The organism is Polaromonas sp. (genome assembly GCF_039930745.1).
In the GTDB taxonomy this organism is placed as follows: Bacteria; Pseudomonadota; Gammaproteobacteria; order Burkholderiales; family Burkholderiaceae_C; genus Polaromonas.
The window spans coordinates 23,525-36,440 of the sequence record NZ_JBDTTH010000040.1; the positions used below are offsets into that span (position 1 = coordinate 23,525).

The following is a 12,916-nucleotide window of genomic DNA, read 5'->3' on the forward strand; positions in this document are numbered from 1 at the left end:
GCTGTGGAAAGCCCGGGGCGAACTCAGGAAGTCGCCAGGCTGGCGACCTTGCCGTTGGCTTTCTCGCCAGGCATATCGCTGGCTTCGGGGCCGGCGGGCAGGGAAGCCGGGATGGCCAGCGGCGGCCGCACGGCCGGTGTGTAGGCCGGCGCACGTCCACTCACAACGGCCAGCAGGCGCGCATGTTCGGCCATGACCTTGGCGGCGTAACCGCCGTCGCTTTCAAGGTTGGCCGCGCCGACGTAGAACCGCAGGCCGGCTTCGACCGAACCGGCGCGGGCAATGCATTCCTGCAGCACCTTGACGCCGACGCGCAAATTGGTCACCGGGTCAAAGGCAGCGAGTTTGCCGCCGAAGTTTTCGTATTTGTCGTGGTGAATCTTGGTCATGACCTGCATCAGGCCTTGAGCGCCCACCGGGCTTTGCGCAAACGGGTTGAATCCCGACTCGATCGCCATGATGGCCAGGATGAGCGTCGGGTCAAGCTTGGCTTTCTGACCAATTTCAAACGCTTCTGCGACCAGCACACTCAGGGGCTCGGGCGCGACACCGTACTTTCTACTGAGCCAGAAGGCCACGGCGGCCTGTTGGCGGGGCAGATCTGTCGGGTTGGCTGCGGTGGCCCGATCGATGGCCCCGGGCTCTGTAAAGCCGATGGCTGCTTCCCGGCGCTCCTGCAGCCAGGTCATCAGCTTCGATTCGCCGGCCTGACGCAGGTCGGGCCGGGCGGTCAGGGTGATCACCGCAAACACGACGGCCAGACCGAGCAGGGCAAAGCTGTTGTGGGTAATTTCAAAAAAGCCCTGGGCGATGTCGTCGGCAATGTTTGCCAGACTGTCGGCCACGTTTTTCTGAAACGTTCGCATCACCGGTGCGAGAGTGAATTGTCCTAGCGCTGTCATAGCACTCCTTTCTACGCGCAACGGCTTTTTGAGCCTCACGCTTTGATTGGGTCGCCATCAAACCAAGGACTGTGGCCTTGGGGTGTTGACCCCTTGTCTGACTTTGCCGGGTTCGGCAGCGGGTTCGGGTTGTCCCTTGGTTTTCAGTGGGACGGCGAATTCTATGAGGGCTCTAAATAACTTGTCAATAATATCAAATATGATTGATATACTAAATAAAGAATTAAAAGGTCAAAATACCGTCCGAAACCCCTGTTTTTCACGCTTCACAGGTTTCTGGGCGATTCCCTCTAAGTGCCAATCCGTCACCGGGATTTTTACGGAGGAGCTGTACGTTTTGACAGTAAATGGCTTTTAACTCAAGTGCTTGCAGCGTTTTCGCGAGAAAGTGCCGGAACATTCGAGCCGCAACTTTTTGGGCTTTGCTCAGGTACTTTCCCATCTGTCTGTAGGACAAAACCGCAAGATGTAAATCTCAAGAAAATGGCGATGATCTACACGGTTTTGATTACAAATTTCGACTTGCGCACGGGCCAGCAGAGGTTTAACCTGAAGTTGCTTGAGTACCTCGAGCATTCGCCGGGTAACCAATCCTGGCAAACTGAAAGCAATCACTTGCTTTCATCGCACTGGAGACGAACTTCTCTTCTTTGCGAAGCCAGACGGCATGAGCATTACGCCCGCCGTCAACCCCGGTCGGCTTTGCTGCCCGGGGTTTTTATTTGTCCGCCTATGCCAAGCCTCGAATTGAAAAGCAAGCTCCGGAGCTTCTGGAAAACATTCCCGGCCCAGGCCGAAGCAGTGTTTCGGTCGCCCCGGTGGCAGCGCCGCGCCGTCTGGGTTGTTGCGGCCTTGTTGTTCATCTGGGCCCTGGGGTATGCCGCGGTTCCTGTGCTCCTGAAGGCGCAAATCGAACGGATCGGCTCCGAAAAACTGGGCCGGCAGGTCACGGTGGGCGCCGTGGACTTCAAACCCTGGTCGCTGGAGTTGACGATCAGCGAGTTCGCCATCGCCAAGGCGGGCAGCCCGTCTGGGGCCATGGCGCAGGCAACGGGTGCCCCGGACTTGCCCCAGCTGAAAATCAAGCGCCTCTATATAGATGCAGAGATGCAGTCCCTGTTGCGGCTAGCGCCCGTGGCCGACGCCATTCAGGTCGAAGAGCCCGTGCTCTCTTTGAACCACCTGGGCCAGGGGCGCTACGACATCGACGACATCCTCGAGCGCCTGAAGACACCTGCGGATGCGCCGGCCAGCAGTCCGCTGCGCTTTGCCCTCTACAACCTGGTGCTCAGCGGCGGTTCCCTGGACTTTACCGACACGCCCGCGGGGAAGACCCACGTTCTGCGTGAGCTGAATGTCTCAGTCCCCTTTTTGAGCAATCTGCGGTCGCAACGCGAAGTCAAGACGGCGCCGCACCTCGCTTTCAAGCTCAACGGTGGCAGCTTCGACACCTCTGCCGTGGGAACGCCCTTTGCGCAGACGCACAAAACCGATGCCACACTCGCGCTGCGTGGCTTGGACCTGCGCCCCTACCTGGCCTACTGGCCGGCCGGCCTGCCGCTCAGGCTGCACAGCGCGGTGGTCCAGGCCGATGTCAAGGTGGCGTTCGAGCAGACACCGGCCACGGTGGTTCGCTTGTCAGGCACAGTGACCGCCGAGCAGGTCCGCCTGCTTGACACCCAGGCCAACAGCCGCGACCTGCTGGCTTTCGAGCGGCTGCAGATGGAGATGGACGACGTTCGGCCGCTGGAGCGCTCGGTCAAGCTTTCCACGGTGACACTCAGCGCGCCGGTGCTGGACCTGATTCGCGACCGCGCGGGGCGCCTGACGCTGCTGCCGCCAGCTCGTGACGCTATCAATAACGGAGCAGCCAGCGCGCGACCAGAAAGGGCTGCGGGCCAAAATGACTCCAGAAGCGAGGCGCAGCCGCCCGCCGGAGCCACTAGTGCCCCGAGAGCTTCCCAGCCCCAGCCCCCAAGCACCCTGGCGCCGTGGCGTGTCGAGGTCGGCAGTGTGGCCGTGCGCGCAGGCAAGGTGAACTGGCTCGACGAAACCCTGGCATCCCCGGCGCAGATACGCCTGACGGGTGTGGCGCTCAATGCCTCGTCCATCCGTTTTCCCTTTGCGGCGGACGCACCCCTGAAGTTCGACGGGTCGCTGGGGCTGGAGGTCCCTGCCGTACCGGTTTCCAGGAACAGGAAAACCGTGCCGGCGGCTCCAGCCACGCTGGCGCTGCTGAGCTTCAGCGGCAGCGCGACCGACCGGGCGGCCCAGGCCACGGCGAATGTTGCCGCCTGGCCGCTCAATATGGCGGCCAAGTATGTTGGCCAGTTCCTGTTGCCGGCGCTCAATGGCCAGCTCGATGCGCAGCTTGGCGTGAGCTGGCAGGCGGCCGGCAGCGACGCGGCGCAGGTGCTGCAGCTCACGGCGCCGCAGATGACCGTCAGCGATGTCCAACTGGCCCAGGGCAAGAACTCACTGGTGTCCATCAAGCGGGTGGCGCTGGGGCAGGTGGAGATCGACGTGACAGGCCGGCGCTTTAAGGCCGCCAGCATGCAACTGATGCAACCCAAAGCCCTGGTGGAGCGGGGCAGCGACCAGCGCTGGATGTACGAGCGCTGGATGGTGGCCCAGGGCAAGGCGGAGAACAAGCCGGCTCCGAAGACCGATGCTGCGGCTGCTGCGGCTGCGCCGTCCTGGTCGGTGGCCATCCATGACGTGCAGCTCGAAGGCGGCGCCCTGTCTTTCTCCGACAAGGCGGGCGCCAAACCCGTGGCGTTTGAAGTTACGGCTGCCAATGCGCGGCTGGGGGGCCTGGTCCTTGACGACGCTGCCAAAGCTCAGCCTGCCAAAGCCATGCCACTGAATGCTTCGCTGCGCCTGGGGGCGGGCTCGGGCCGCCTGGCGCCCGGCAAGCTGGCTTTCAACGGTGAGCTCGGCTTGAGCCCGGTCCAGGCCCAGGGGCGCCTGACTATCGACAGGCTGCCGGTGCAGGTGTTTGAACCGTACTTCACGGACACCGTCAATATCGATTTGCTGCGCGCCGACGCCAGCTTCAAGGGCCGTGTGGCTTACCGGCAAACGCCGGCCGGGCCGCTGGCACAGCTGACGGGCGACTTGGCGCTGGAAGAGTTTCGTGCCAACACGCTGGCGCCCAGCGAGGAACTGCTGGCCTGGAAATCGCTGAACCTGCGCGGCCTGCATGTGGCGCTGGATCCGGCGCGGGCCATGCGTGTTGATGTGAAGGAAACGCTGCTGACCGATTTTTTCGCCCGGGTGATCATCACGCCGGAGGGCCGCATCAACCTGCAGGACCTGCTCAAACCACCAACTGCTGTGCCGCAGAATGCTCCAAAAACGATAGCTGCTGGCGAAGCAGCGACGGGGGCTAATGGCATAAAAGATGTGAAAACTGCCACCGTGCCGCCACCCGCGGGGGCAGCAGGTCCTGCCGGCCCTGCGCCTGTCATGAACTTCGGGCCGATGCGCCTGGTCAAGGGCAAGGTCCTGTTTTCCGATCGCTTTGTCAAACCCAGCTACTCGGCCAACCTGAGCGAGCTGACGGGCAGGCTGGGCGCCTTTTCCTCGGTAGCGCCCGGAACACCCGCCGGCACGGCGCCCCCCATGGCCGACCTGGAGCTGCGCGGCAAGGCCGAGAGCACGGCTTCGCTGGAGATTCTGGGCAAGCTCAACCCGCTGGCCCAGCCCCTGGCGCTCGACATCCAGGGCAAGGTGCGCGACCTCGAGCTACCACCGCTTTCGCCGTACTCGGTCAAGTATTCGGGTTATGGCATTACCCGCGGCAAGCTCAGCGTTGATGTCAATTACGTGGTGCGCCCCGATGGCCAACTGACGGCCAGCAACAAGCTGGTGCTGAACCAGCTCAGTTTTGGCGACAAGGTGGAAGGTTCGACCGCCAGCCTGCCGGTCAAGCTGGCCGTGGCCCTGCTGGCCGACCGCCATGGCGTGATCGACGTGGATCTGCCCATCAGCGGCTCACTCAACGACCCGCAGTTCAGCCTGGGCCCTGTCATCGTGAAGGTCGTCCTCAACCTGATCGTCAAGGCCATTGCCGCGCCCTTCAGCCTGCTGGCCCATGCGCTGGGCGGCGGTGGTGAAGAGCTGGGCACGGTGGGCTTTGCGGCCGGCAGCGCGCAGCTGGCGCCGCAAGCCCGGGCCGGGCTCGACAAAGTGGCCAAGGCGCTGACCGAGCGGCCCGCGCTCCAGCTCACGGTGGTGGGCACGAGCAGCCTCGAGGCCGAACGCGACGGCTTCAAACGCGAACGGCTCGCGGAGATGGTGCGTGCCGAAAAGCGCCGTGCCACTGTCAGGGAAGGGGGCAGCAGCACGGCAGCCATCAGCGTCAGCCCGGCCGAATACCCGGCGCTGCTCAAGGCGGTCTACCAGCGCGCTGAGATGGCCAAGCCGCGCAACATGGTCGGGCTGGCCAAAGACCTGCCGGTGCCGGAGATGGAAAAGCTGCTGATGGCCGGCATCGTGGCCGATGACAGCGCCCTGCGCGAACTGGCGGTGCAGCGTGCGGTGGCCGTCAAGGACTACCTGGCGGCCAGCGGTTTGCCACCCGCCAGGCTCTTCCTCGGCGTGCCCAAAAACGCGCCTGCAGACGCCAAATGGACACCGCGTGCTGAACTTAATTTGGCGATGCCGTAAAAACAGCGAAAATAGCCGCATTGCTTTATTTCTGAAGCTTGGGTCGGGGTCGCGGACATCTGTCCAGCGGCTCCTCTTTTTTACGCCGGTCCTGTCTTTGCCTGTTGACGCCAACAGCCCGAGAGTCCAAAAGGCAGACCTGCAATTTCCAGATTCCCGAAGATTCCGCTTCGCCGGTTCCACCTATTCATATGCTGCGTTTCCCCATGTCCAAATCTTCCAAGCCCGAAACTCCCGCCGTGAAAACGCCTCCCGCCCGGAGCGCCGAGAGCCATCCCCTGGACGGCCTGACCGGCGGCGCTTTCTCTGCGCCCACGTCTGGTGAGCGCACCACACGCATTCGCGAGTGGCTAGCCACCGGCCCCAGCGCCGAGCAGATGGCCGAGGTCTACAAAGACCTGGCCAACCGCGACAAGGGCGCTGCCAAGCCGCTGAAGGAAAAGCTGGATGAAGCTAAGCGCCTGAAAAGCCAGGAAGCCGTGGCCGCCGAATGGGCAGAAAAAGGCAATGCCCTGCTGGCCCTGAAAAAGCTCAACATGGCTGACGCCCTGGCCTGGCAGCGCGACGCCGCCAAGGCCGGTGCGCCGCTGTCGCGCGAGCCGCTGGCCGGCCTGAAAGCGCAGCTCGCCGACCGCGTCAAGACGATTGAGGACCTGCAGCACCGCGCCCAGGTGCAGCGTGAAGCCGCCGTGCTGATGGCCCAGCGCGTCGAGGTTCTGTCCACCAAGTCATGGCGCGACGCGCAGGCCGCGTGGGATACGCTGCGCGCCGATGTGACGCACTGGCAGGCCGAAGCCGACGAGCTGGTGCAAGACGCCAACTGGTCCAGCGTGGACGCGAAGTTTCCGCCCATGCTCGATGCCTCGCGCGGCCAGTTGCTCGCGGTGTGGGAGGCCTTCCAGGCTGCACTCTCGCTGGCCGTTGCCGCTGCCGAAGACGCCGCCGCGCCGCTGCCTGCCGTGCCGGTCTGGGCCGACGAGTTGCGCGGTGCGCGGGGTCTGCCGCGTGCCGGTGATGCCGCCGCGGGCGAGCAGCCTGCGCGCGCGCCCAAGGCAAAAATTGATCCCACCGTGCTCAAGGACATGCGTGAAAAGTCCGCCGCCATCGTGCAGGCCGCGCTCGCCAAGCTTGAGCATGAAGTCACCGAAGGCCACGGCAAGTCCACGCCCAAGGTGGCCGCCGAGCTGCGCCAGGCGCTCAAGGAAAACATCCGCAACATCGACAACGCACTCGAAGCCGCCGCTCACGCCGCGCTCACCGCGGCTGGGGAACTCGAAGGCTGGCAGCGCTGGCGTGCCGACCAAATCCGCGAAGAACTGGTGGCCAAGGCCGAAGCACTGGTCGCCAAGCCCCTGGGCGGGCGCAAGCAGCAGGAAGCGCTGCGCGCCATGCGCGAACTCTGGAAAACCAGTGACCAGGGCGGCACACCCAACCACGCGATGTGGAAGCGTTTTGACGACGCCTGCAACGAAGCCCACAAGGTTGTCGAGGCGTGGTTGGAGAAAGTCAAGGAGCAAAGTGAAGCCGTGAAGGCCGAGCGCCGCTCGCTGATTGACGAAGTATTGGCATGGGCAGAAGCCAACAAGGGCAACACCGACTGGAAGTACCAGATCCGCAGCCTCAACGGCTTTGTCGAAAAATGGACGGCCGCGGGCCATCTGGGCGAAAAGGCCTTTGCCGAGATCCAGCCGCAGTGGAAAGCGGCCATGGATGCCGCCGATGCACCGCTGAAAGCCGCGCGCGCCGAAAGCCTGGCACACCGCAAGGCGATGATTGAAGAGGCGCAGGTGCTGGGCGCCGAGCCGCAGCTGCACATCGATGCCGTCAAGCACCTGCAGCAGCGCTGGCAACATGAGGCCCAGGCTGTGCCTATCGAGCGCAAGCAGGAGCAAAAACTCTGGGACGCTTTCCGAAAGCCGATCGACGATGCCTTCCAGCGCAAGACCGCCGAACGCGAAAAAGCCGCGTCTGCCTTGGGTGAACACGACCGCATGGTGCTGGAGCTGTCGAAGGCACTTGACGCTGCCAATGCCACGGGCGACGTGCAGAAAATCCGCACCGCGATGGCAGACCTGGAAGCCGGTTTGCGTGGCCAGTTCAAGCCGGCCGTAGCGGCGGCTCCTGCCGCCAGCGCACCGGCTGCAGATGGCGCTGTGCCGCAGAATGCTGAATCAAATCAGGCGCCAGCCCTTGATGCGCCTGCGCAAGCAGCTCCTGAAACCATAGCGGAAGACGCCGCTCCCGCAGAAGCAGCGGAGCCTGCAGCGGAGGAGGGCGCCGAAGCGCCGGCCGCCGCCGCGCCGCCGGCACCGCCCCCGAAACCCGCCAAGCCCGTGGTGGCCATGCGCGGCGACGACCGCCCCGGCATGCGCAAGGCCGAAGCCACGCCCGCAGGACGCGGCGGCAAGTTTGGCGACCGCAAGGATGCACGTCCCGGCGGCAGCAAACCCGACGGCCGCGGCAACCGGCCAGCCGACAACAAGTTTGAACCCTACCGCCCCGAGCGCGAAGGCCGTTTCAACGACCGCCCAGCCTACGAAGAGCGCGGCCCACGCCTGGGTGACGCAGCTTTCCGCGCGCAGCGTGAAGCTTTCGAGCACGCCCAGCAGGCTTTGAGAAAGTTGTCTGAACAGGCGCATGGCGAGGTGCTGACCAACCTGCTCAAAGGCTGGGAGCAACGCGATCCGGCCCTGGTGCCTGCCGCACAGGAATTAGGCAAACTGGTGACGCCGGCCACACGCAGCGCCTGGACACAGGCACTGTCGTCCGCGCCGAAAGGCGATGCCGCGGACACGCTGCTGCGCCTGGAAATCGCTGCCGAGCTGCCAACGCCGGCCGAGCATCTGAGTGCACGCCGCATGCTGCAACTGGTCTTGCTGACCAAACGCAACGATCCGACACCGGCGCAGACCTGGGGTGAAGACACGGCCAAGGTGCTGGCCGCGCCTTATGACGCGGCGCACGTTCGGCGTTTGCAGAATGTGCTGAAGGCGCTGCTCAAGCGCTGAGTGGGCAGCTTGGGGATAGGGCGCAGCGCGGTGCTGACAGTTGCTATGAAATAAGTAGCTTCTGGCCCCCGCTGCACAAGGGCTGGAAGCCGATTTGATCTAAAAAATCAGGCCGAAACCGCTCGAATCGCCGATTTGGGCCGGAAGGCCTTGCACACCGCCTCGTCGGTTTCCAGGTAGGGCCCGCCTATCAAATCGATGCAATACGGCACGGCCGCAAAAATGCCGGCGACTGCCTGCGAGCCATCGGCATTTTTCAGGCCTTCCAGCGTTTCGGCAATCGCCTTGGGCTGGCCGGGCAGGTTGAGGATCAGGCTCTGGCCGCGGATCACGGCCACCTGGCGCGAGAGGATGGCCGTCGGCACAAACTTCAGGCTGATCTGCCGCATCTGCTCGCCAAAACCCGGCATCTCCTTGTGCGCCACCGCCAGCGTGGCTTCGGGTGTCACGTCGCGCAGGGCCGGGCCTGTGCCGCCGGTGGTTAGCACCAGCGAACAGCCGGCATCGACCAGCTCGATCAGCGTGGCACTGATGTGCGCCTGCTCATCAGGAATCAGGCGCTCGGCAAATTCAATGGGGTTGCGCAGCGCGCGGCCCAGCCACTCTTTCAGCGCGGGCAGGCCCTTGTCTTCGTAGACACCGCTGGACGCCCGGTCGCTGACCGAGACAATGCCAATCTTCACTGCATCGTGGGCCATGCTCAGGGTGCCTCTGGCGCCAGCGTCTGCCGCACCAGCTGGAATATCTCGCGGTAGGACTTGCCGTGCCGCGGCGCCTCGCCTGGTTTTTCGGGTTTGGCGTCCTTGCGTGCCTGGCGCACCAGGGCGCGCAGCTGCTGCGCGTCGGTGTCCGGATGTTCGGCCAGCCAGTCACCCAACGCATCGTCGGAAGTGATCAGCTTGTCGCGCCATTGCTCGGCCAGATGCAGGGCCAGTGTGAGCTGGGCCGAGCCGTTTTTCTGCTCATCAATCGCGGCACGAATCGGCTCGGTGTCCAGCGGGCGCATCAGCTTGCCGATGAACTGCATTTGCCGGCGTTTGCCTTCGAAGTTGGTGATTTTTTTGGCCTGGGCGATCGCGTCAATGAGTTTTTCGGGCAGGTCCAGGCGCGCCATCAAATCGGCGCGCAGGGTGAGCAGGGCTTCACCCAGAGCCTGTTTTTCGTCGGCTTCGGCCTTGAGCTGGGTCTTGCTGGGCGGGCCCACTTCTTCCAGCGCGATTTCTTCGGGTTTGACGAAGCGGCCGTGGGACCAGTAGCCCTTGATAGCCTTGGGAGTCTTGTTGTTCATAGCAGTCAGTATCATAGCTACCCTATGACCCTCAAGACCTCCAAGATTTCCTCCAGCCCCAAACGGGCGGGCCGACCCCCAGCGCAACCGGAAAAAGGCTTCAGCTACCACCGTGATTTTTTTGAAGACCTGGTTGACAGCGCCCTGGCGCACGCCAAAAAGATAGGTGCCACCGATGCCGCCGCCGAAGCTTCCGAAGGCTGCGGCCTGAGTGTCAGCGTGCGCAAGGGCGAACTTGAAAATGTCGAACGCAACCGCGACAAATCACTCGGCATCACCGTTTATGTCGGCCAGAAACGCGGCAACGCATCGACCAGTGATTTTTCGAAAGCAGCCATCGAGCAGACCGTGAAGGCGGCCTACGACATCGCGCGTTTCACCGCTGAAGACAAGACATCCGGCCTGCCCGCCGACCGCGACATTGCGCGCGTGCATCCCGAGCTGGACCTGTTCCACCCCTGGGCCATCGACTCCGAAGGTGCGGCGCGCCTGGCGCTGCAATGCGAAGAGGCCGCCCTGAGCACCAGCAAACGCATCACTAACAGCGAAGGCGCCGGCGTCTCGGCGCAGCAAAGCCATTTTTTCAGCGCGCACACGCGCGGGTTCCGCGGCGGGTATGCGAGTTCACGGCACAGCATTTCGGTCGCGCCTATCGCCGGCAAGGGCAGCCAGATGCAGCGCGATGCCTGGTACAGCTCCATGCGTGACGCCAGCGAGCTCGCCAGCCCCGAGGCCGTGGGCCGTTACGCCGCAGAACGCGCGCTGGCGCGCCTGAACAGCCGCAAGATCAAGACCGTGCAATGCCCGGTGCTGTTCGAGTCACCATTGGCCGCCGGCCTGCTGGGCGGCTTTGTACAGGCCGTCAGCGGCGGCGCCCTGTACCGCAAGAGCACTTTCCTGCTGGGCAGCCTGGGCAAGCCGGCTTTTCCGGCGCACATCGACATCAGCGAAGACCCGCATCTGCTCAAGGGCAAGGGCAGTGCGCCGTTTGACGAAGAAGGTGTGAAAACGCGCGCACGCAAGGTGGTCGAAGCCGGCATTGTGCGCGGCTATTTCCTGAGCACTTACTCCGCTCGCAAGCTGGGCATGCGCACCACCGGCAATGCCGGCGGTTCCCACAACCTGGTGCTGAGCAGCCGGCAGACGGCTGCGGGTGATGACCTTGACGCCATGCTCAAAAAGCTGGGCACGGGCCTCTTCGTGACCGAGTTGATGGGCCAGGGCGTGAACTACGTGACCGGCGACTATTCGCGCGGGGCTTCGGGTTTCTGGGTCGAGAAAGGGCAGATCGCCTTTCCGGTGGAAGAGATCACGATCGCCGGCAACCTCAAGGACATGCTGATGGGCATTCAGGCTGTGGGGGCCGATGTTTACAACTACGGTGCCAAGAGTGTGGGCTCCATTCTCATTAACCGTATGAAGGTGGCGGGGAGTTAAAGCCCCCACGGTCGCTCACTGCGTGTAGCTCCCTGCCCCCCGAGGGGGCCGCTGCGCCTGCGGGCTGGCAGAGCCGGACCCGCGCCCCCTGCTTGTAGAGACAAGAGTGCTGCGGCCAAGATTACGCGGCGCCGCTCACTGTCCAGGGATTGATCATGCGCAGCGCTTCGATGTTCTCGAAGTCAGCGGTGTTTCTGGTGACGAGCGTTTTCTGGTGCGCCAGGCACACTGCGGCGATTTGCGCATCTTCCACAGATATTGGACGGCCTTGGCGAGTTCTGGCCGCCACCAGCACGCCATAAATCGGTGCGCAACTTTCGTCAAAAGCCAAACAGCGCCCTGAAAAGTCTTCTTCAAACATGGCCTTGGATTGAGTGGACAAAGCCTGGTGACGTTTGCTTTTCGGCAGCAGGGCGAGGCCCAATTCAATCTCCGCCCGGGTGATGGCGCTGGTGTACAAACTCTGCGCGGCTTGCGCATCCATCCACTGCAGAACCTGAGGCGAAGGCGTCGGACGCATTAGCTCCGACAGCACATTGGTATCGAGCAAATACACGCGCAGGCTTTAAAACTTGGGGGCGGGGCGCGGGGCGCTGCGGGCAGCCACATCCAGGCCACCTCCACCTAATGCCTTGAAGCGCGCATGAATGCGGCTGCCCAAGGCTGCCTCCTGGCCCACACCCAGTGTGGCCTGCGTCAGGACGCGCCGCACTTCCTCCTCCATGGCCCAGCCATGCTGGGCGGCTCGAATGCGAAGCTTGGTTTTGACGGATTCGTCGAGATTCCGGACGGTAAGTGTTCCCATGGCAAACTCCTGTACAGTTGCATGCATTGTAGTCAATGCATGCAATGCTGTCAAAGCAAGTCAGCCAGCCAGCGCCGCCTTGACCGCAGCCGACACTTGGCCCATGTCGGCCTTGCCGGCCAGCTTGGCTTTCACCGCACCCATGACCTTGCCCATGTCGCCGGGCCCGCTGGCGCCCAGTTGGCTGACGATGGCCTTGACTTCGGCGGCGACTTCGTCGGCGCTCAGGCGGGCCGGCAGGTAGGCCTGCAGCACCACCAGTTCGGCGGCTTCCTTGTCGGCGAGGTCTTTGCGCTCGGCCTTCTGGAAGGCTTCCAGCGAGTCCTTGCGCTGCTTGATCAGCTTGTCGATGATGGCGACCACGGCGGCATCGTCGAGCACCACGCGTTCATCGACCTCTTTTTGCTTGAGGGCCGCCAGCAGCAGGCGGATGGTGCCCAGGCGCTCGCTGTCCTTGGCGCGCATGGCGGTTTTCATGTCTTCGGTGATCTGGTCTTTGAGGGGCATGGCGGTCTCCAGGAAATGGTTACGGTCAAAAGGATTCAAAAACACAAAAGCCCGCAGAGCGTCCTCGTGCGGGCTTTTGGTTTGCCGTGAGGCGTGTACTTTTAGTACAGCTTTTTAGGCAGTTGCATCGAGCGGATACGCTTGTAGTTGCGCTTGACGGCGGCTGCCTTCTTGCGCTTGCGCTCGGCGGTTGGCTTTTCGTAGAACTCGCGGGCGCGCAGGTCGGTCAGCAGGCCGAGTTTTTCGATGGTGCGCTTGAAACGGCGCAGAGCCACGTCGAAGGGCTCATTGTCTTTTA

At 63.4% G+C, this 12,916-nt stretch carries 10 protein-coding genes; 3 read left to right on the forward strand and 7 right to left on the reverse strand.

Translation table 11 applies throughout. The features are described 5' to 3' along the window. Positions 1–23 precede the first annotated feature (23 nt). Positions 24–866 (reverse strand): lytic transglycosylase domain-containing protein, encoded by an 843-nt coding sequence (locus ABI660_RS13350; protein WP_348068779.1) that lies wholly within the window; start codon positions 864–866, stop codon positions 24–26. Between the two features lie 783 nt (positions 867–1,649). Here ABI660_RS13350 and ABI660_RS13355 point away from each other — a divergent pair. Continuing rightward, complete coding sequence (locus ABI660_RS13355) at positions 1,650–5,573, forward strand: DUF748 domain-containing protein (RefSeq protein ID WP_348068757.1); 3,924 nt, start codon at positions 1,650–1,652, stop codon at positions 5,571–5,573. Between the two features lie 191 nt (positions 5,574–5,764). Beyond that, complete coding sequence (locus tag ABI660_RS13360; RefSeq protein WP_348068759.1) at positions 5,765–8,581, forward strand: DUF349 domain-containing protein; 2,817 nt, start codon at positions 5,765–5,767, stop codon at positions 8,579–8,581. A 107-nt stretch (positions 8,582–8,688) separates the two neighbouring features. Here the strand turns inward: ABI660_RS13360 and mog are convergent, their stop codons facing one another. Then, a complete protein-coding gene (gene mog / locus ABI660_RS13365) occupies positions 8,689–9,279 on the reverse strand; it encodes a molybdopterin adenylyltransferase (protein ID WP_348068761.1) in 591 nt (196 codons plus the stop codon). A gap of 2 nt (positions 9,280–9,281) precedes the next feature. Next, a complete protein-coding gene (yjgA, locus tag ABI660_RS13370; RefSeq protein ID WP_348068763.1) occupies positions 9,282–9,869 on the reverse strand; it encodes a ribosome biogenesis factor YjgA in 588 nt (195 codons plus the stop codon). Between the two features lie 24 nt (positions 9,870–9,893). Here yjgA and pmbA point away from each other — a divergent pair, with 24 nt between their 5' ends. Then, positions 9,894–11,306: a metalloprotease PmbA gene (pmbA, locus tag ABI660_RS13375; RefSeq protein WP_348068765.1), complete on the forward strand. Its 1,413-nt coding sequence runs from the start codon at positions 9,894–9,896 to the stop codon at positions 11,304–11,306. A 121-nt stretch (positions 11,307–11,427) separates the two neighbouring features. Here the strand turns inward: pmbA and ABI660_RS13380 are convergent, their stop codons facing one another. From ABI660_RS13380 to rpsU, 4 genes are all read right to left on the reverse strand, one after another. Beyond that, positions 11,428–11,862, reverse strand: a complete 435-nt coding sequence (locus tag ABI660_RS13380) for a type II toxin-antitoxin system VapC family toxin (protein ID WP_348068767.1) — start codon at positions 11,860–11,862, stop codon at positions 11,428–11,430. A 9-nt stretch (positions 11,863–11,871) separates the two neighbouring features. Beyond that, positions 11,872–12,111 (reverse strand): plasmid stabilization protein, encoded by a 240-nt coding sequence (locus tag ABI660_RS13385; protein ID WP_348068769.1) that lies wholly within the window; start codon positions 12,109–12,111, stop codon positions 11,872–11,874. Between the two features lie 60 nt (positions 12,112–12,171). Then, positions 12,172–12,618, reverse strand: a complete 447-nt coding sequence (locus tag ABI660_RS13390; protein WP_348068771.1) for a GatB/YqeY domain-containing protein — start codon at positions 12,616–12,618, stop codon at positions 12,172–12,174. A gap of 101 nt (positions 12,619–12,719) precedes the next feature. Then, positions 12,720–12,916, reverse strand: a 197-nt coding sequence (rpsU, locus tag ABI660_RS13395; RefSeq protein ID WP_348068773.1) for a 30S ribosomal protein S21, incomplete at its 5' end; no start/stop codon positions are given.

Excerpts from the sequence above, each read along its gene's own strand:
- ABI660_RS13350 (WP_348068779.1), bottom strand. The coding sequence starts at position 866 with ATGCGAACGTTTCAGAAAAACGTGGCCGACAGTCTGGCAAACATTGCC.
- ABI660_RS13360 (WP_348068759.1), top strand. The coding sequence starts at position 5,765 with ATGCTGCGTTTCCCCATGTCCAAATCTTCCAAGCCCGAAACTCCCGCC.
- mog (WP_348068761.1), bottom strand. The coding sequence starts at position 9,279 with ATGGCCCACGATGCAGTGAAGATTGGCATTGTCTCGGTCAGCGACCGG.
- yjgA (WP_348068763.1), bottom strand. The coding sequence starts at position 9,869 with ATGAACAACAAGACTCCCAAGGCTATCAAGGGCTACTGGTCCCACGGC.
- pmbA (WP_348068765.1), top strand. The coding sequence starts at position 9,894 with ATGACCCTCAAGACCTCCAAGATTTCCTCCAGCCCCAAACGGGCGGGC.
- ABI660_RS13385 (WP_348068769.1), bottom strand. The coding sequence starts at position 12,111 with ATGGGAACACTTACCGTCCGGAATCTCGACGAATCCGTCAAAACCAAG.
- ABI660_RS13390 (WP_348068771.1), bottom strand. The coding sequence starts at position 12,618 with ATGCCCCTCAAAGACCAGATCACCGAAGACATGAAAACCGCCATGCGC.